The organism is Shimia sp. (assembly GCF_039969785.1).
In the GTDB taxonomy this organism is placed as follows: domain Bacteria; phylum Pseudomonadota; class Alphaproteobacteria; order Rhodobacterales; family Rhodobacteraceae; genus Shimia.
In genome coordinates this window covers 136,279-154,311 of the sequence record NZ_JBDVNC010000034.1, presented here as the reverse complement: position 1 = coordinate 154,311, position 18,033 = coordinate 136,279, and the positions used below count along the sequence as shown (strand labels likewise).

The following is an 18,033-nucleotide window of genomic DNA, read 5'->3' as shown; positions in this document are numbered from 1 at the left end:
GCGATGGGTGTCAGAAACGTTCATGCCACCATATTTTGCTTTGAACTTATAGAACGACGCAGGGCTCAGGCCATGTCTACGACACACCTCCGACGTCGGCATCCCAGCTTCCTGTTCTTTGATCATCCCGATTATTTGGGCCTCGGTAAAACGGCTCTGTCGCATTTGTTGGCTCCTTCAAACGTTGAGCAAACTCTACATTAAACTGAGGGAAGTTTCGGGGGGCAGGTCAGGGGCATAATGGTTGTCAAATGTAACGGACCGTTCGACAAGCCGCCGAAAATTGGGTGTTTCCACGCCATTTCCGCCGTAGAGTTGCAAGAACTGACTGTTCAGAGAGTCAAAGACGACGAAAATAGCGCGCATCGTAGGGCTACCTCTCGCTCGAATTATTATTGAAAACAGTAATCCCGAGGTCGTAATGGCGGCTTTCGCCCGGTTCGAGGATGCTCATCTCGCCGATCTCGCGGGCAGATTTTCGCGTGCGCGCACGTGTTGTACACGGCTCGATTGCGATCCCATAAAGCCCAGGACTGGTCATCCGTAGAAGCTGCACATATGGCAAGTTAACTGTGTCAAAACTCAGAGCCAAACCGTGGTTTTTCTCTTGTTCGGAAATTGTTACAGTCGCGCGATTACCGCTCAATTTGTAGGTCGAGATATCGTTAAAGGATGTTTCGTGAGGTTCAGAATACGGTGCAAGCGGATCATGCGGACGAGAGGTCCAGACCTTGCTGCCGCCCGTGACATCAATGGTTGTTCCGGGGGCCACCAATGGGTATCCAACATGAAAATGATACAATGTCATTTGGCTCACTGAGCGGTGTCCAATGTTGACCACGTCATCTTGGATCGAGATCGTACGCCCCCAAATCGGGGCACTGAATTTTCGGCGAAGTCGCAATGCATTGCGTGTGGCCACAGATTCTATGCGTTCGATTTCACACCATAGATATGGTTCGTCAGCGTCGTCATTCAAACCATAGCCAACCAGCCAGGCAGGATCAAAAGTGCTGTTTCCATGCAAAGGGTAATATGTGTCATGAGGCAAGGGCACACTGGCATTGTCCGGATGATCAGTTTCCGGCTGACGGATATGCGCAAGCCCACATGTTTTTAAGAACCCACCAATCCCACGCAAAAAGCCCTGACCATTATCGTTCTCAAGGTTAAGCAACCACGGTGCACGCAAGCCATGTGGCGCATGCCATGACAATGTTTTTCCGTTCAGTGCGAGGCGGCCAACGTCGCCCCCACGATCAATTGTGATTTCCGCTTCAAGTCCTAGAGCCGTTCGAAACTCAACAACACGCACGCCACGCTCCGCACCGTCACCCAATGTAGCCAGCCGTGCGCTCGCATAGGCATCTGGGCTCGAGTAGACCGAGCGCAGAAATACTGGATCTTGGTTTTGGTTAGTCGCGTCGATCAAAGTTTTAGCTTCCCCAACAGGTCTCGAATTGCAGCAGTCGAAGTCAAACGTGACAGCGCAATGATGCCAGTCTTGTATTTGCCTCTGAAACAACGACAAACTTCTTTTAATCAGTCTTATGAACCTTTTGGTTATTCATATGAGGGCTCCACATGACAACAGTCCGTCAGTTCGGCCATTTTTTGGCGGTTTTGGAACACGGAAGTTTCATCGCTGCGGCGCGCGAGGTGAATATAAGCCAGCCTGCCATCTCAAAGAGTATCGCAACTTTAGAAGCGGCATATGGAGCGCAATTCTTTGTACGCGAGCCAGGCGGTGTGAAACCAACTGCGCTGGCGATGGAAATGGAGCACCACGCCCGCCGAATCCTGCTTGACTATGAACAGTCGCGCCGTGAAATCGCGGCGATAGCAAATGGCACCGTTGGCCGGTTGCGCGTTGGAACTGGCATGGATCTTATTTCCTGCACGGAACAGGCGATGAGCGCACTTAGTATTCAAAAGCCCGGGGTCGATTTTACAGTGGTAACGGATCACGCTGAACAATTACGCAGCGCCCTTCTTGGAAACCACATTGATCTTTATGCTGGGATGGTGAACCGGCTCATTCACGAAGAAGCTTTTGATGTTAAGCTATTCGCATCAGACCGAATAGTCGGATTGTGTCATGTCGATCATGAGTTTGCTGGGAATACTGTCGCTATGCAGGACCTGCAACGACATGATTGGATTAAGCCTGTGAAACAAGAAGCTGCGCGCATAGCACTAGAGTCATTCTTTTACCTTAAACAACAACCCCTTCCAAGATTTAGGTTCGTCACAAACGCGCCAACGATAATAGGTCGCCGTGTCAAAGAGCAAGGCTGCCTAAGCACTGCCCCCAAAAGCAGCATCGAGGAATTTGAGCAATCAGAATTTTCTGCGTTCCACATGGAAGGTTTTGAGTTCGCACGGAAAATTGGAATTGCGCGGCGCGCACACTGCAACTTCACCCTTGTTGGAACTATTTACCGCGCCGTTAGCAGCAGAAATCACCGTCGCGTTCCCCTAGCGCAATTGATCCAAAAACAATGAATAGGGAACTGTCATAGGCAACAATCGTAAACTGACGTGTTGCGATTGAGTAACTAGAAGACCACCGCCGGGTTTCCTTAAGCGACGAGCCAAATAAAACGGGGCCAAGCTCCTTGGCCCCGCCAATAACGGCAAGTCGCTACATCTCCATTGCTTCGGCCACTTCGACCGTGCCTTTGCCGCCGTCCAGGATCGGGCATCCTTTGGCCAGGGCGCAGGCAGCGTCCATGTCAGCCGCATTTACCAGAGTGTAACCTGATACAGGATTGGACCCGCCATCATCGTCAATACCCGAAGCCGTCACAGTTTTGGACATGCCAGCCGGGTTACCGCCATCCACAAGGGCATCACCAAGCCCCTGCATCCAAGCTCCCCACGCGGCCATGACTTTTTCGCCTTCTTCGGGGGTCTCCGGCATACCGCCGCCATGATAGATGAACATAAATTTGGGCATCAATTTTCTCCTCTGTTGGTAATCATTTAATAAGGGTTTCCAGTTTGTTGAGCGATGATCCCCAACCCATTTCATGGTTTTGAGCCACCTCATCGTCGCCCAATGCGCGATGATCCACTATCAGCCGCGCCCCCTCTTCCATCGCTACAATCGAAAAAGTTACATGGCTTTCCGGTCCGCGCGTGTCTTCGTCATCGTGCCAGGCCCAGGTGAAGCCAACCGATTTGGGCGGATCAATACTTGTGACCTGACCCGACACCTTAAATCGCTGACCTTCTTCATTCACCATAACTGAATACCATGGCCCAGTCTGTGACAGATCCAAGGCATGTTCAGGAACGTGCAGGCCCTCGGGACCCCACCATTGCAGCAAATCCGCTTGCGACGTCACTGCCGCAAACAAACGTTCAGGTGAAACACCAAAGCTCCGTTCGAGCCGAATATCACTCATTCACTTTCCTCCGCCAACATAGTTTCGAGCCTGTCCAGCCCGGACTCCCAGAAATAACGATGATCAATTGTCCAGTTTGAAATGGCTTTTAAGGCATCTCGCCGGACCGAATAGAACCGCTTAGTCCCCTCCGCCCGCTGCGAAATGACCCCGGCTTCGCGAAGGACCCGCAAGTGACGCGAAATCGCCGGCCCGCTTATCCCGGCATCCTGTACCAAAGCACCCGCAGGCAACTCTCCTTCGGTCATAAGGCGTTCCACCATGGCCAGACGGTTCTCGTCCGCCAATGCGGAGAATGTTTCAGCAAGTGATGTCATGTCCATATTTAACGCTATGGTTAAATATTAAACAACAACTAGATGTTCACGATTTTGTCAGGCCAGTTTTCAGACCGCGAATTCTGCTTTGGCGTATCCCTGAATATAGAGAAGTGCGCTAAGGTCGCCGTGATTGATGCGAATGTCACATTCTGCGGCCACGGATGGCTTGGCATGCAGCGCAACTCCGGCCCCTGCCAGCCCCAGCATACCCAGATCATTTGCGCCATCTCCCACGGCCATCACGTCCGCGCGGTTCAGACCAAGCCGTTGAGATATCTCATTCAGCGCCTGTACCTTAGCCTCACGGCCCAGAATGGGGCGGCCCACATCTCCGGTCAAAACACCATCTGCGACCAACAAGGTATTGGCTCGATTCTCATCGAACCCCAATTCTGCAGCCACCCTGGCAGTAAAGGCCGTAAACCCACCTGAAACAAGCGCCGCATAAGCACCATGGGCTTTCATTGTCGCCAGCAGCGCTTTGCCGCCGGGCATCAACGTAATACGTTCGGCCAGAACTTGCGCGATAACAGCTTCGTCGAGCCCTTCTAACAACCCAACCCGCTCGATCAAGGCGCCCTCAAAGTCCAATTCACCGTTCATGGCGCGGGCGGTGATGTCTTTGACCCGGTCGCCCACTCCGGCCTCATCGGCCAGTTCATCGATGCATTCCTGCTGGATCATTGTACTGTCCATATCTGCCAGCAACATTTTTTTGCGACGCCCGTCTGAAGGCAGTATCACCAGATCAACACCCAAATTCTGCAGGTCCGCCCAGACGTCCCAGCGATTATCCGGCATCACGTCCAGCGTGAATTCAGCGACTTCATCCACCGCCAGCCAATTGGCATCTCCGCCCCCCCAAGCATTACGCAGAGACTCCAGCAGAGCAGGGTCGAGCGAAGGGGCGGAAGGGGAGGTCAATAAAGTGGCAACAAACATGAGGAAGTTTCCGATAGTGGTCGTGGAAGGTCGCAATTGAAGTGTCAAACGGCGCTATAGCTTCATTTTCCCTGTTGTGAAACCGCAAACACCCCTCTATGTCCGACGGCGGGACACCTCTCCCCAACGAGAGGCAGATATCTGTAAGGATAGTATCAATGGCTACTCAACAACCGGCTACGCGGCCGGCAAACCCGCGTTTTTCTTCTGGCCCATGTGCCAAACCCCCCACATTCGATGTCACAAAACTCGCCGATGCTGCATTGGGCCGGTCGCACCGCGCCGCCATCGGCAAGGACAAGCTTAAGGCTGCCATTGAAGGCACGCGCGAAGTTCTTGGCATCCCCGCTGATTATAAGATCGGCATTGTTCCCGCGTCGGACACCGGTGCGGTCGAGATGGCTTTGTGGTCGCTTCTTGGTGAACGCAAAGTTGAAATGCTGGCATGGGAATCCTTTGGAGCAGGCTGGATCACAGATGTTGTGAAACAGTTGAAAATCGATGCCGAGGCCAAGGTTGCAGATTACGGTCAATTGGTTGACCTTGCTTCCGTGGATTTCAACAATGACGTCGTGTTCACATGGAATGGTACCACCTCTGGCGTGCGTGTGCCAAATGGGGACTGGATTGATGCAAACCGCGATGGTCTGACTATCTGCGACGCGACTTCTGCGGCGTTTGCGATGGACCTGCCCTGGGACAAGCTGGATGTCACAACATTCTCCTGGCAGAAGGTGCTGGGCGGCGAAGCCGCACATGGCGTGATTGTACTCAGCCCGCGCGCCGTAGCTCGTCTTGAAAGCTATACACCAGCTTGGCCGCTTCCAAAGATTTTCCGCCTGACCAAAGGCGGCAAGCTGATCGAAGGCATCTTTACCGGCGCAACCATCAACACACCTTCGATGCTGGCGGTTGAAGATTATCTCTTCGCGCTGGATTGGGCGCGCTCCGAAGGGGGCCTTAAAGGTCTGATCGCACGTGCCGATGCCAACGCTAAGGCCGTGTTTGATTTCTGCGACGCCAACGATTGGATTGCCAATCTTGCCGAAGATGACGCGACGCGTTCGAACACTTCGGTTTGTCTGAAGTTCACCGATGATCGCATTCAGGACGGTGCCGCCTTTGCTAAGGCTGTGGCCAAGCGTCTGGAGACGGAAAACATCGCGCTGGACATCGGCGCTTATCGCGATGCGCCCGCGGGTCTTCGTATCTGGTGCGGTGGTACAGTCGAAACGGCTGACATCGAGGCGATGTTGCCCTGGTTGTCATGGGCGTTTGAAGCCGAAATCCAAGCACAAGCTTAAAGGCAGAGGCGGACAATCATGTCCGCCCTACCAACTCTCGCAACATGTGTAGGGCGGACATGATTGTCCGCCGCCCCCGACATCAGAAGGACCTTCAAAAAATGGCTCCCAAAGTTCTCGTTTCCGACAAACTCAGCGAAACCGCAGTTCAGATCTTCCGCGATCGCGGCATTGACGTCGCTTTCATGCCCGATCTTGGCAAAGACAAAGACAAGCTGGCCGAAGTGATCGGCCAATATGATGGTCTCGCCATCCGCTCGGCAACCAAAGCCACCGCCAAACTTCTGGAAAACGCCGACAATCTGAAAGTTATCGGTCGCGCCGGCATCGGCACCGACAATGTCGATAAAGAAGCCGCCTCCAAGAAAGGCGTGATCGTGATGAACACGCCGTTTGGCAACATGATCACAACGGCCGAACACGCAATCGCCATGATGTTCGCCGTGGCGCGTCAAATTCCCGAAGCCAGCGCCTCCACCCATGCAGGAAAATGGGAAAAGTCAAAGTTCATGGGCACTGAGTTGACCAACAAAACTCTTGGCGTCATCGGGGCTGGCAATATTGGTGGCATCGTCTGTGACCGTGCCCGTGGTCTGAAAATGAAAGTGGTCGCTTATGATCCCTTTCTCAGCGCCGAAAAAGCCGACAAAATGCAGATCGAAAAGGTCGAGTTGGAAGAGCTGCTGACGCGCGCCGATTTTATCACTCTGCACGTGCCCTTTACGGACGCAACGGCCAACATCCTGTCGGCAGAAAATCTCGCCAAGACTAAAAAGGGCGTGCGCATTATCAACTGTGCTCGCGGCGGTCTGGTGGACGAAGTGGCGTTGGCTGAATTGCTGAAATCTGGCCACGTCGCCGGTGCGGCATTTGACGTGTTCAAAGAGGAACCAGCCAAAGAAAACGCCCTGTTCAACCTGCCAAACGTTGTTTGCACGCCTCATCTTGGCGCAGCGACCACCGAGGCACAGGAAAACGTTGCGCTTCAGGTTGCAGACCAGATGTCCAACTATCTGTTGACCGGCGCTGTCGAAAATGCGCTGAACATGCCGTCTGTGACTGCTGAAGAAGCCAAGGTTATGGGGCCATGGATCAAACTGGCTGAACATCTGGGCGCCTTCTCGGGACAGATGACGGATGAGCCGATCAAAGCGATCAACATCCTTTATGATGGTGTTGTTGCTGACATGAACCTTGATGCATTGAACTGTGCCGTGGTGGCTGGAATCATGAAACGGGTGAATCCGGACGTGAACATGGTATCTGCACCCGTAATCGCCAAAGAGCGCGGCATTCAGATTTCGACCACCAATCAGGACAAGACCGGCACATTTGATGGCTATATCAAAGTCACCATCGTCACAAATGAACGCGAGCGCTCAATTGCGGGAACTGTGTTTTCGGATGGCAAGCCGCGCTTTATCCAGATCAAGGGTATCAATATCGATGCCGAGATTGGCGCGCACATGCTCTACACTACCAACGAAGACACACCGGGCATCATTGGCGCGCTTGGTCAGACAATGGGCGAAAATGGCGTTAACATCGCCAACTTTACGCTGGGCCGTGCAGATGTTGGTGGCGAGGCCATTGCTTTGCTCTACGTAGATGATGTTGTGCCCGCACCGATCGTCGACAAATTGTGCGACACCGGTATGTTCCGCCAGGTTAAACCTCTCGCCTTTGACGTGGCATAAAGCTGAATTTACTGAGTTGGCGGTTCGTCGGGAACCGCCAACCTGCGACTAACCTGAGACGGTTTTACTGTGCCAAATCGTACACTTAAGTGATATTGGCCGGCTAAGGTCACTTAAACGTTTGCGGCGCACGATTGCGCAAGGCGCACTGGTCCACTAAACTCGCTCCACTTTCTTGGAGACCAGTTATGAAGACGCGCCCGCCCAATCGATCAGATTCGGCGCATTATTTTCCAACCCCAAGAAACTATTCCTTGTCGCTGGCCAAGTTGGCGGCGCAAGCAATATCATTGAGTGCGCAGAACCGTCCTAGTGGTCTGCAATGAGAAACATATTTGGGCATATATGGACAGTCCGCCGGGTCGTCGTTCTCTATGGGGCGTTGGTTCTGTGCGGTTGGTTGATTGGAGAATATCTGCGAAACAGTGTCTTTCCTGAAATGCACACGATTTCCAAACCAACCATGTACAACATGGTCAGCGGTGTTTTCGCGATATTTGTCGTTGTTGCGGCCATTCCGTTTGTCCCCGGCGCGGAAATTGGCTTCGCGCTCCTCATGCTTTTTGGAGGCAAGGCCTCGTTGTTGGTGTACATGGGTATGGTTTCTGCTCTGATGCTGTCCTTTTTGGTGGCGCGTCTCGTACCCACACCAATACTCAGTAATTGCCTGAACTGGATCGGGTTGAAAAAAGCATCGGGTTTTGTGTCAAAAATCGACGCGCTCGCGCCAGAAGAACGCCTTGATCAATATGCTGCCTTGTTGCCGGAACCTGTCGGTAAATTGATTGTCAAAAACCGGTATCTTGTCCTTGCCACAGCGTTTAACCTGCCGGGAAATACCCTAATCGGGGGCGGGGGCGGATTAGCATTTATGGCGGGGTCTTCCGGGCTCTTCGGGTTCTGGGCCTACTTGGCGGTCGTTTTGTGTGCTGTGGCGCCGATTCCGGTCCTCTTCCTGCTCATGTGACACGATTGGCTCACCGTCCTACCAATTGCCCCTCGACGCCTGTGGTGTATTTCGGCACAACGCCAGAAAATTGTTAACTTGTGAGATACCTATGACCAAACCCATCTATGCCATTGGTGACATTCACGGCCATCTCGACAAGCTGCAGGGCGCGCTTGAGTTAATCGAACGCGATGGCGGCGCCGATGCTAAGGTTGTGTTTCTTGGTGACCTTGTGGACAGAGGCCCCAACAGCCGAGGTGTTATCGAGCTTCTGATAAATGGCATTGCCCAAGGGCGCGATTGGACCGTTCTAAGAGGCAATCACGACCGCATGATGTCTTACTGGTTGTCGGATATTTCACGACCTGATCCGCAGTTGCTGGTCGGCTATCACTGGCTTCATGATCGCATTGGGGGATTGGAAACTTTGGCGTCTTATGGCGTCACGGTCGAGGAAGGAGATCGGTATTGTCACGTGCATCCGCAGGCACAGTCTGCCGTACCGCAGTCGCACCAAGACTTTCTGGCGAAACTGCCCTATTTCGACCTCGATGGAGAATTGCTGTTTGTGCACGCTGGTATTCGCCCAGAAATTCCGCTTGCCGAGCAATCCAATGATGACCTGTGTTGGATAAGACGTAAGTTCCTAGAGTACGAAAAACCTCATCCTTGGCTTGTAGTTCACGGCCACTCGCATGTGCGAACCGCTGAGCATCGTGGGAATCGCGTTAATCTGGACACAGGGGCGGGGTACGGACGAGAGCTGACAACGGCCGTTTTTGAAAGGCGCGATTGTTGGGTTCTCAAGGACACAGGGCGTGCGCGACTTTTGCAGATGTGACGCGTCATGCTCCGTGGCTTTGTAAAGCCTTCAAAAGCCGTCATGCAGGTTGAGACCCAAACATCCCCCGCCCAGGATGAATTTCAAGCTTCGAAAAAGTCAGGATATTTTTCGCTGGCCATCGCAAGCGTCTCATCAAGGTGACTCAAATGGTACCGTGTGGCCTCAACGGCGGTATGCACATCGCCTAACTTTATGGCCTCAAACATTGCCGAGTGCCCTTCAAAGACTTCATCCATCCCCGATGTATCCGCAAGTTCAAGACTGCAAACACGATCCGTGTGCGCCTTATTTTCAGCAATCGCTTCAAAAGCAGGCAGACAATCTGCGGCGACACATATCAACCGGTGAAACTCATAGTCCAGACTGCGGAGCGCATTGGCATCCTTGGCCTCCACTGCAAGCCTCTGTTCATCGAGATTCTCAGATATTTCTTGCAACGATTCGTCCGTCGCCACATCACACGCAATACGAACAACTTCTACTTCAACAGCGGCTCTCAAAAACCGGGTATTGCGCAAATCGCTGTGTGATATTTTCCTAATGCGCGTCGCCTTTTGCGGGACGATCTGCAACAGGTTTAACTCCCCTAAACGCAAAAACGCTTCCCGAACGGGCTGACGTGACACACTGCGCATCTTCGCCACTTCGGCTTCGGATATTTTCGTGCCGGGGGTCAGTTTCATCGCGATGATGTCAGACCTCAGCTGAAGAAATATCTCCTCAGTTGCGGTCATTCTTCTGCGCGGCAAATCCCCGCTTTCCGTCGCAAATTCAACAGCTTTCATCGTCTACCGTTTTCCAATCCGACCTGCACATTTCCATTAAAAATGGGCAAGTATTTGCATTTTTTGTCGTGGTCGACACTTTGCGAAATCATCCGCTTTCAAATCGCGCGCCGGCGCTAACTTCCTGTCTTTTCATTAATAATATCGCGATATCAAAAATTTTCCCACCTGAAAATCCACCGAAAAATCAAAGTACCATACTAGTACGCATTTTTCTTGACGTACCCATGCTCCCGCGGTTAACTCCCCCGACGGTTTGCTAAGAATCCGATCATCAAATGCCATTTTTTGGCCTACAGAAAGTTTCTGGGAGGAAACCACATGACCATTTTTGACTCGAGCAAACGCAAAGCAATTGCGGGCGCATTGGCGCTGGCAGTTGGCGTTGCAGCGGCAATGCCAGCCTTCGCACAAGACGTCACGTTGCGCGGCGCAAGCATGTTTGACGACAACCACGCCTTCACCAAAACCATGCGCGAATTTGCACGACTGGTAGAAGAAAAAGCACCGGGCGCTGCGACGTTCGATCTGCGTCTGAACGGCGAGCTGGGCGTGGAAAAAGACTATGTCAACTTCCTGCAGCAGGGCGTCGCCATTGACTACACCATCATGGCACCGTCCAACATGGCCAAGTTCGCACCTGCGATCCCACTGATGGACATGCCGTTCCTGTTCCGTGACCTTGATCACTGGAACACAGTTCTGTCGTCGGACGCGTTTGGCCCGCTGGAAAAACAGCTGCTGGACAACGCCGACATCATGGTCATCGGCTATACTGGCGGCGGCGTGCGCAACCTCGTATCGTCTGAACCCATCGGCAACCTTGATGAGCTGAAGGGCCACAAAATGCGCGTTATGGGCGCCCCTATTCAGGCGCAAATCTTTGACGCTCTGACAGCCGCACCTTCTGCGATTGCCTACAACGAAGTATACAATGCGATCCAATCCGGTGTTATCGCTGGCTTTGAAAACGAGGCCGCCTCGATCCAGAACCTAAAGTTCTACGAAGTTGCGCCACACGTCACGCTGACCAAGCACACAATCACCGTGCGCCCCATCGTGATGAGCGGTAAAAAATTCCGCGCCCTGCCGGAAGCGCTGCAAGCTGCGGTTCTGGAAGCTGGTGCCGAAGCCGGCGCATTTGGGCGCGCGCTGGAATCCGGTGAAGACGGGATCAAACTGCAGGAAATGGTCGACGCCGGTCAGGTGTTCGTTCAGGAATTCGAAGGTCGCGAAAAGCTGCTCGAGATGGTTATTCCAGTACAAGACGCATTCGCAGCAGAGATCGAAGCCACTGATCTTCTGACATCTGTTCGCGGAATGTAATACAATCTGAAGACACCCCCTTTTCGCAGGGGGTGTCTTTTCCTGTCTGGACCATGCATCCACAGCTTTAAGGCAATACCAGTATGATTGGGCGTCTCCTCGAAAACACCTGCCAAGGGCTCCGAATTATCCTGGGCATCCTGATGGCATCCCTTGCCGTCCCTGTCGGAATGCAAGTCCTTGCCCGTTATACGGGCATTATTCCTGTTTATCTCTGGACCGAAGAACTGGCGACATTCATCTTTGTCTGGGTTGTCATGATCGGTTCAATGGTCGCTGTTTGGGAGGGGACGCATTTCGATGTCGTGGTAACCCCAGACGCCGCAAGCCCGCTGGGCATTCTCATCCAAAAAGGCGTCGTTTACCTGTTCGTCGGGGTCTTTGCCGGTCTGTTTGCTTGGTACGGCATTGAATATGCCAAGGTCGGCACGATCCAAAGTTCGGTCATGATGCGGGCCAATCTGTTGTGGACCTACATAACCGTTCCAATTGCGGGCGCCGTATGGACCGTCTTTACCGCCTACCGCCTTTACGAAGCCTTTTCTGACTACAAAGCCACCAAGAAAGCAGCCCAATGATTATCACGACCGGCGTTGCCTGCTCCATTCTGGTTGGCGGGTTTTTGTTTCTGATTTTCATCCGTGTGCCAGTGGCATTCGCGTTGGGCATAGCAACAATCCCCATTGTCATGCTGGACATCCGGCTGACCCCCTTCATCATTCTGGACCGCATGTTCCAGTCCTATAATTCGTTCATTCTGCTCGCCGTGCCGTTCTTTTTGCTGGCCGCCAACCTGATGAACTCGGGCAAGATTACCGCCCGATTGATCGACTTTGCCCGCGTGCTGACAGGGTGGTTGCCCGGCGGGCTTGGCCACGTAAATGTAGCGGTTTCCATGCTGTTTGCCGGCATTTCCGGATCATCCACCGCGGACGCCGCCGGATGCGGCAAAATCCTGATCCCGGCCATGGTCAAAGAGGGCTATGACACACGTTTTGCCGTCGCGATCACGGCCTGTTCATCCGTTATGGGCGTGATCATTCCACCGAGCATCCTGATGGTTGTCTGGGGCGGCGTCATGCAAATGTCTGTAGGGGCGCTGTTCCTCGCGGGTGCCATTCCCGGCTTGCTGATCGGCGGCGCCTTGATGGCGACCGTCTATGGCTATGCAAAGGTTTACGACTATCCAATCGCGCTAAAGCCGACTTTCGCGCAATTTTGGAAAGCCTTCAAAGGCGCGTTTCTGGCGATGCTGACACCCGTCCTTGTAATCGGCGGCATTGTCGGCGGTATCGTAACCCCCACCGAAAGCGCCATTATCGCGGCGGCCTATGCGTTGTTCCTTGGTGCCTTCGTCTATCGCACGGTCACGTTCAGGGATCTGGGCGGCATCTTCTACGACACCGGTCGGTTCGCATCGATTTCGCTGTTCGCGATCGGAACCGCTTCGGCCTTTGGCTGGATGCTGGCATTCTACAACGTGCCCCGCATGGTCGTGGACGGCCTGACGGCCTATCAAATGGGGTATGTTGGCACCGCTTTGATTATTGCTGCATTGTTTCTGTTCTTTGGCCTGTTCATTGACGCGATCCCGACGATCATCATCCTTGGCACAGTTTTGCTTCCGGTGGCGACAGCCGCTGGTATTCATCCTGTCGCCTTTGCGATCATCGGGATAATCTCACTTGCATTCGGACTGGTCACGCCCCCCTATGGGCTGTGTTTGCTGATATCCGCCGCAATCGGGGGCCTGAACGTGGTGAATGTGATGCGCGATGTGGTCATCATTCTGGCACCCATGCTCTTGATCCTGCTGTTGATCATCTTGTTCCCCGAAATCGCCCTGTGGCTACCCCGCACCCTAATGCCGATGACGTTCAAATGACAAAAGATAGCAACGCCCACCACCAATCAATGAAACCTGTCTGGCGATGGTTCGGGCCAAACGACCCGATCACCCTGACCCAGATCAGGCAAGCAGGTGCCGATGGCATCGTGACCGCACTGCACGATTGTGCTCCGGGTCAGGATTGGCCTCGGCAAGAGATTGCCCGGATCAACGAAATGATCGAAGACCACGGCCTGACATGGGACGTGTGTGAATCGATCTGGATGCCAGACGCGATCAAATTACAAGGCAGCGCCGCCAAACCGGAAATGCAGGCTTGGATCAGCACAATGCAGGCTCTGGCAGAGGCTGGTGTCAAAACGATATGCTACAATTTCATGCCGCTACTCGACTGGACACGCACAGACCTCGCTTATCCTATCGACGGGCGCGGGCAGGCATTGCGCTTTGATATGATCGACTTCGTCATTTTTGACGTGCACATCCTGATGCGCCCAAATGCCAAGGCCGATTATTCTGAAACGCTGCTAAGCGCCGCGCATGAGCGTCACGTCAGTATGACAGAAGATGACGACGAGGCGCTGCAGCGCAATATCATCGCGGGCCTGCCGGGCAGCGCGATGTCTTTCACGACAGAGCAACTGCTTACAGAGATCAATAAATTTAGCGCGCTGTCACATAACGACCTGCGTGCGAACCTGACATCTTTTCTGAAAGAAGTCGCTCCCAAAGCAGAAGAGCTGGGCGTTCATCTTGCCATCCACCCGGACGACCCACCCAGACCTTTGTTTGGATTGCCACGCTGTGTCTCGACCGCAGATGATTTGCACGCTGTGCTAAAGGCGCACCCCAGCCCCGCCAACGGCCTGACATTTTGCACAGGCTCTCTGGGCGCTCGGCTCGACAATGATTTGCCAGCGATGGCGCGGGAATTTGGCGATCATGTCCACTTTGCCCATCTGCGCAATGTGCTGTGCGAACCCGATGGCAGCTTTCACGAAGCCGCCGTGTACGAAGGCAGCGCCGATATGGTTGCTGTGATTCGGGAACTTCTGAATGTCAGCCGAAATGACGCCCGGTTGCCATATCGCGCGGATCACGGCCATCTGCTCGACTTTGAAACCACGGCAACAGTGAACCCCGGATATTCCTATTTGGGTCGCCTCAAAGGGTTGGCTGAACTGCAAGGCGCAATCAAAGCGCTCAGTTCTGAATAAGCCCCGCTCAGTTCTACCGCTGCACCGCCGGACGGCGGCTTACTCCCAATTTCGTCGATACAGAGAGCGCTTCACATTGAATTGACTGACTGTCAGTCAGTGTGTAGAAAGATGTAAACCAAGGACGTACAAATGGCCCGTATTACCAAAGCACCCGAAGAAAGACGGTTAGAGATCGTTCAGACCGCCGAGCGGCTGTTTCGCGAAGTTGGTTACGCCAAATGTTCTGTTGAAATGATTATCCAGCGCATAGGTATCGCCAAAGGGACGTTCTATTATTACTTCAAATCCAAAGAGGCCATTCTCGAAGCGATCGCCGACCAAACCCTCGGCCAAATCGTCGAATACGCCAAGGATATTGCGGATAACCCGTCTCTCAGCGCCCTTGCAAAATTTGAAACGCTTTTGACGAACAGCCACGTTGGCAACGTCGACACTCAAGACATTTCTGACATTTTGCATCTGCCCGAGAACCGCGAGTTACACGAGCTGACCAACGTCAAATCCGTACTTCAGCTTTCGCCGATATTTGCCAAAATCGTCTCGCAGGGGAACCAAGAAGGGGTGTTCGCTGCCGACCGACCTCTCGCAAGAATTCAGTATGTGTTTGTCGCGACGCAATTCCTGCTTGATGGCGGGCTCTTTCAGTTTTCTGACCAAGAAATTCGAGAGCGACGGGAAATTGCGCAGGAGTTGATCGAAAAAACGCTCGGGGCGGCTCCGGGGAGCTTTGATTTCATGAACCCAACTTTGGAATCATAAAATGGCGCGTCGACGACCACCACTGCGGCCCAACCGGGACACATGCAAACTGCCTGGCCATCGCTTGTGCTACATCAATGCCCCGAAAACGTCTCACGGCAACGTGCCATGATCGACACGACACCCCTCACCCCCCTGCCCCGAGTTCCTTCGACGGCGATGTGGGTGTTTTTTGGGCTTACATTTGCAATCACTTGGGGTGTGGTCGGCATCTATATTCTCTGGCCTGTCTGGGCATCCTCCAAATTCGGCGAAATCAGCGGCACACACCCATTTTTCTTCCTTGCAACCTGGGCGCCAGCGATCTCCGCATTTACTCTGGTGCTGTATTTCTCTGGACTACCCGGCCTCAGGGCGTTTCTCTCCCGCCTCTTCCTTTGGCGGTGCGCCCCGGGATGGGTTGGCTTCATCCTGATTGGAATCCCGGTTGTTTACATGATGGGCTCGTTGCTCAAAGGCGGCTCAGTATTGGCGCCGCTTCCCCCGGAAGGAACGTCGGGGTTGATTGCCGTTCTCTTTATGATGCTGTTCCTCGGACCGATTGAGGAATTCGGATGGCGCGGCATTGCGCAACCCATCCTCCAACGTCACGTCGCGCCTGTTTGGGCCGGCGCCTTTATTGGAACGATCTGGGGCATCTGGCACGTGCCTGCATTTTTCCTGTCAGGCACAGTTTTCGGCAATTGGAACTTCCTGCCCTTCCTGATCGGGAACATCACGCTTGCGGTTCTGGTCACACCGATCTTCAACCGCTCTGGGGGCAGCCTTCTGTGGCCAGTGCTTTTTCACTGGCAACTCATCAACCCGTTCTGGCCGGATGCCCAACCCTACGACACATGGATTCTTGTGGGCGTGACCTTATTTGTCGTGTGGTGGAACCGAGACACTATGTTTTCGAAAAACGGTGCCGTAACCTCTGTCATTCCCGTCTCCGTCAGCCATAGAATTTCTTCTTAGACATCTTCCCAATGCCGGGGTTCATTGAATTGGTTGGATCAACAGACTTATAGAATGCGGCAAGATCCGGTTTGGCTGCGTAGAGGTGGCCAACATTGTGCTCAGCCGGGTATTCGGCACCGCGCGCCTCCAACAATTCCAACATTTGCGCCTTCAGCGCTTTGACGTCGGCACCTTTGCGCACGATGTAATCCTGATGCAAAACGTGGCACATAAAGTGACCGTAATAGAGACGATGCACGAGCTGATCATTGATCTCTTCAGGCAATTCTTCCATCCAGTCGCGCTCGTTTCGTTTCAGCGCAATATCCAACGCCAGAATGTCTTCCACCTCGGATGCGTGTACATTCTGATAACGGATCGCCGCGCCTGCCGCCGCAAAACGGTGCAGCCCGGCCAGCTTGCCTTCGCGGGGCGCGCACATGAAATAATCGGCCTCTTTGCCCGCAAACGCCTTTCTCAGATACTGCTCAGCCTCTGCGATACCGCCGTCCTTGGCCTTAAGGATCAGATGATGCTCAAACCGATCGCGATATTCCAGCATCCGTTTCGGCAAAACACGCGGCCACAGCGCGCTGAGCACTTGCATGAATTTGTCGGTGAAGCCGCGCAGCAATGGGATTTTGTTAAACCGTGCATCAACCGCGCCTTTCAGCGCAAAAAACGTCGGCAATCGATCGGTGCCCAACTTATCGATCATCACCATGGTGTCTTTGCCGTATTTGGTGGTGATATCGAACACTTCGCGGTGCATGTATTCGGCGCTGACCGGCAGTGTCTCAAACTCGGCGAGCATATGTCGGCGCAGGTCGGTCAGATCATTCGGATCATTGGTCCCAATATAGATAACCTGCTCACGCCCATTCTTGGGATAGGTGTCCAGCCGCACGGCAAACACCGCCAGCTTACCAGCACACCCCGCGCTTTCGTGCAAACACCGCTTGTCGCCATTGAACCGCGCGGGCGTGTCCGCCTCAACATCGCGCACTACTTTCAGGTATTCAGTATCCGACGCTTTCTTATTTGTCGGCTCCAGATCGGCGTCCGTGATGGACCCGTTTTGCACGCGGGTCAGAATGTCTTCGGGGTCATCCCCCAAAGAAAGCCCAAGGTGATTTACCAGAGAAAGCTTTCCACTCTCGTCGATCTGCGCAAACAAGGACAGCTCGGTATAAGACGGTCCCCGCTCGATCAGCGAACCACCCGAATTGTTGCACACTCCCCCGACAACGGACGCACCGATACAAGACGATCCGATGACCGAATGCGGTTGTCGCCCCAACGGATCAAGCAGTTTCTCCAAAGCAAAAAGCGTCGAGCCCGGCAGAGCCAGAACCTGCTTGCCATCCCGCAATAGATGCAGCGCGTCCATGCGGCGGGTGTTGATCAGAACGACACCTCGATCATAGTTGCCATTAGGGGTACTGCCCTCCGTCAAACCAGTGTTGGCCGCCTGCATGATCACGATCTTGTCCGCTGCCACACAGGCCTGCAAAACACGCCACTGTTCGACCAGACTGCCCGGCTGGACGACGCACAAGGCGTCCCCCTGCCCCGAACGGAACCCTTTACGGAACCGTTCGGTTTTCTTGTCACCCGTCAACAGATGTCGTGATCCGACGATTTGACGCAGCGCACGGATAAGATCCTGATCAGACATTCTGCCTCTCC

General features: G+C 53.7%; 19 protein-coding genes. 11 read left to right on the top strand and 8 right to left on the bottom strand.

Going from position 1 to position 18,033, the window contains the following annotated elements:
• The coding region (locus ABJI08_RS16330) for a transposase (protein WP_348401938.1) at positions 1 to 165 on the bottom strand (165 nt) is incomplete at its 3' end.
• Between the two features lie 208 nt (positions 166 to 373).
• Positions 374 to 1,432, bottom strand: a complete 1,059-nt coding sequence (locus ABJI08_RS16325; RefSeq protein WP_348402911.1) for a DUF4432 family protein — start codon at positions 1,430 to 1,432, stop codon at positions 374 to 376.
• A 152-nt stretch (positions 1,433 to 1,584) separates the two neighbouring features.
• Between ABJI08_RS16325 and ABJI08_RS16320 the strand changes: the two genes are divergently transcribed.
• Positions 1,585 to 2,505 (top strand): LysR family transcriptional regulator, encoded by a 921-nt coding sequence (locus ABJI08_RS16320; protein ID WP_348402910.1) that lies wholly within the window; start codon positions 1,585 to 1,587, stop codon positions 2,503 to 2,505.
• 139 nt (positions 2,506 to 2,644) lie between these two features.
• Here the strand turns inward: ABJI08_RS16320 and ABJI08_RS16315 are convergent, their stop codons facing one another.
• From ABJI08_RS16315 to serB, 4 genes are all read right to left on the bottom strand, one after another.
• Positions 2,645 to 2,959, bottom strand: a complete 315-nt coding sequence (locus tag ABJI08_RS16315) for a hypothetical protein (protein ID WP_348402909.1) — start codon at positions 2,957 to 2,959, stop codon at positions 2,645 to 2,647.
• A gap of 22 nt (positions 2,960 to 2,981) precedes the next feature.
• A complete protein-coding gene (locus tag ABJI08_RS16310) occupies positions 2,982 to 3,410 on the bottom strand; it encodes an SRPBCC domain-containing protein (RefSeq protein ID WP_348402908.1) in 429 nt (142 codons plus the stop codon).
• Entirely contained in the window at positions 3,407 to 3,727 is a 321-nt protein-coding gene (locus tag ABJI08_RS16305; RefSeq protein WP_348402907.1) for a metalloregulator ArsR/SmtB family transcription factor, read from the bottom strand. The genes ABJI08_RS16310 and ABJI08_RS16305 overlap by 4 nt, the downstream gene beginning before the upstream one ends.
• A gap of 69 nt (positions 3,728 to 3,796) precedes the next feature.
• Complete coding sequence (gene serB / locus ABJI08_RS16300; RefSeq protein WP_348402906.1) at positions 3,797 to 4,672, bottom strand: phosphoserine phosphatase SerB; 876 nt, start codon at positions 4,670 to 4,672, stop codon at positions 3,797 to 3,799.
• A gap of 158 nt (positions 4,673 to 4,830) precedes the next feature.
• Here serB and ABJI08_RS16295 point away from each other — a divergent pair, with 158 nt between their 5' ends.
• From ABJI08_RS16295 to ABJI08_RS16280, 4 genes are all read left to right on the top strand, one after another.
• Positions 4,831 to 5,976 carry a phosphoserine transaminase gene (locus tag ABJI08_RS16295; protein WP_348402905.1) on the top strand — a complete coding sequence of 382 codons (1,146 nt, stop codon included), beginning with the start codon at positions 4,831 to 4,833 and terminating at the stop codon, positions 5,974 to 5,976.
• 101 nt (positions 5,977 to 6,077) lie between these two features.
• Positions 6,078 to 7,673, top strand: a complete 1,596-nt coding sequence (gene serA, locus ABJI08_RS16290; RefSeq protein ID WP_348402904.1) for a phosphoglycerate dehydrogenase — start codon at positions 6,078 to 6,080, stop codon at positions 7,671 to 7,673.
• A 439-nt stretch (positions 7,674 to 8,112) separates the two neighbouring features.
• Positions 8,113 to 8,640, top strand: a complete 528-nt coding sequence (locus tag ABJI08_RS16285; RefSeq protein WP_348402903.1) for a hypothetical protein — start codon at positions 8,113 to 8,115, stop codon at positions 8,638 to 8,640.
• Positions 8,641 to 8,731: 91 nt separating this feature from the next.
• Positions 8,732 to 9,463 (top strand): metallophosphoesterase, encoded by a 732-nt coding sequence (locus ABJI08_RS16280; protein WP_348402902.1) that lies wholly within the window; start codon positions 8,732 to 8,734, stop codon positions 9,461 to 9,463.
• An 83-nt stretch (positions 9,464 to 9,546) separates the two neighbouring features.
• On the opposite strand, the gene ABJI08_RS16275 is transcribed toward ABJI08_RS16280, so the two are convergent.
• Positions 9,547 to 10,251, bottom strand: a complete 705-nt coding sequence (locus ABJI08_RS16275) for a GntR family transcriptional regulator (protein WP_348402901.1) — start codon at positions 10,249 to 10,251, stop codon at positions 9,547 to 9,549.
• Between the two features lie 321 nt (positions 10,252 to 10,572).
• Between ABJI08_RS16275 and ABJI08_RS16270 the strand changes: the two genes are divergently transcribed.
• The 6 genes from ABJI08_RS16270 to ABJI08_RS16245 all read left to right on the top strand — a co-directional run bounded on the left by ABJI08_RS16270 (position 10,573) and on the right by ABJI08_RS16245 (position 16,362).
• Positions 10,573 to 11,577, top strand: coding sequence for a TRAP transporter substrate-binding protein (locus tag ABJI08_RS16270; RefSeq protein WP_348402900.1), 1,005 nt, complete (start codon positions 10,573 to 10,575; stop codon positions 11,575 to 11,577).
• A gap of 143 nt (positions 11,578 to 11,720) precedes the next feature.
• Positions 11,721 to 12,155 (top strand): TRAP transporter small permease subunit, encoded by a 435-nt coding sequence (locus ABJI08_RS16265; RefSeq protein WP_348402899.1) that lies wholly within the window; start codon positions 11,721 to 11,723, stop codon positions 12,153 to 12,155.
• On the top strand, positions 12,152 to 13,462 hold the full coding sequence (locus tag ABJI08_RS16260) for a TRAP transporter large permease (protein WP_348402898.1): 1,311 nt from the start codon (positions 12,152 to 12,154) through the stop codon (positions 13,460 to 13,462). Before ABJI08_RS16265 ends, ABJI08_RS16260 begins: the two co-directional genes overlap by 4 nt.
• A 29-nt stretch (positions 13,463 to 13,491) precedes the next feature.
• The gene (uxuA, locus tag ABJI08_RS16255; protein ID WP_348402897.1) at positions 13,492 to 14,643 is read left to right on the top strand and encodes a mannonate dehydratase; all 1,152 of its coding nucleotides are present in this window, start codon (positions 13,492 to 13,494) and stop codon (positions 14,641 to 14,643) included.
• A gap of 132 nt (positions 14,644 to 14,775) precedes the next feature.
• Positions 14,776 to 15,405, top strand: a complete 630-nt coding sequence (locus tag ABJI08_RS16250) for a TetR/AcrR family transcriptional regulator (protein ID WP_348402896.1) — start codon at positions 14,776 to 14,778, stop codon at positions 15,403 to 15,405.
• Positions 15,406 to 15,513: 108 nt separating this feature from the next.
• Positions 15,514 to 16,362, top strand: a complete 849-nt coding sequence (locus ABJI08_RS16245; protein ID WP_348402895.1) for a CPBP family intramembrane glutamic endopeptidase — start codon at positions 15,514 to 15,516, stop codon at positions 16,360 to 16,362.
• Here ABJI08_RS16245 and dld read toward each other — a convergent pair.
• The gene (gene dld, locus ABJI08_RS16240) at positions 16,340 to 18,022 is read right to left on the bottom strand and encodes a D-lactate dehydrogenase (protein ID WP_348402894.1); all 1,683 of its coding nucleotides are present in this window, start codon (positions 18,020 to 18,022) and stop codon (positions 16,340 to 16,342) included. The two genes, ABJI08_RS16245 and dld, sit on opposite strands and share 23 nt — an antisense overlap.
• Positions 18,023 to 18,033 lie beyond the last annotated feature (11 nt).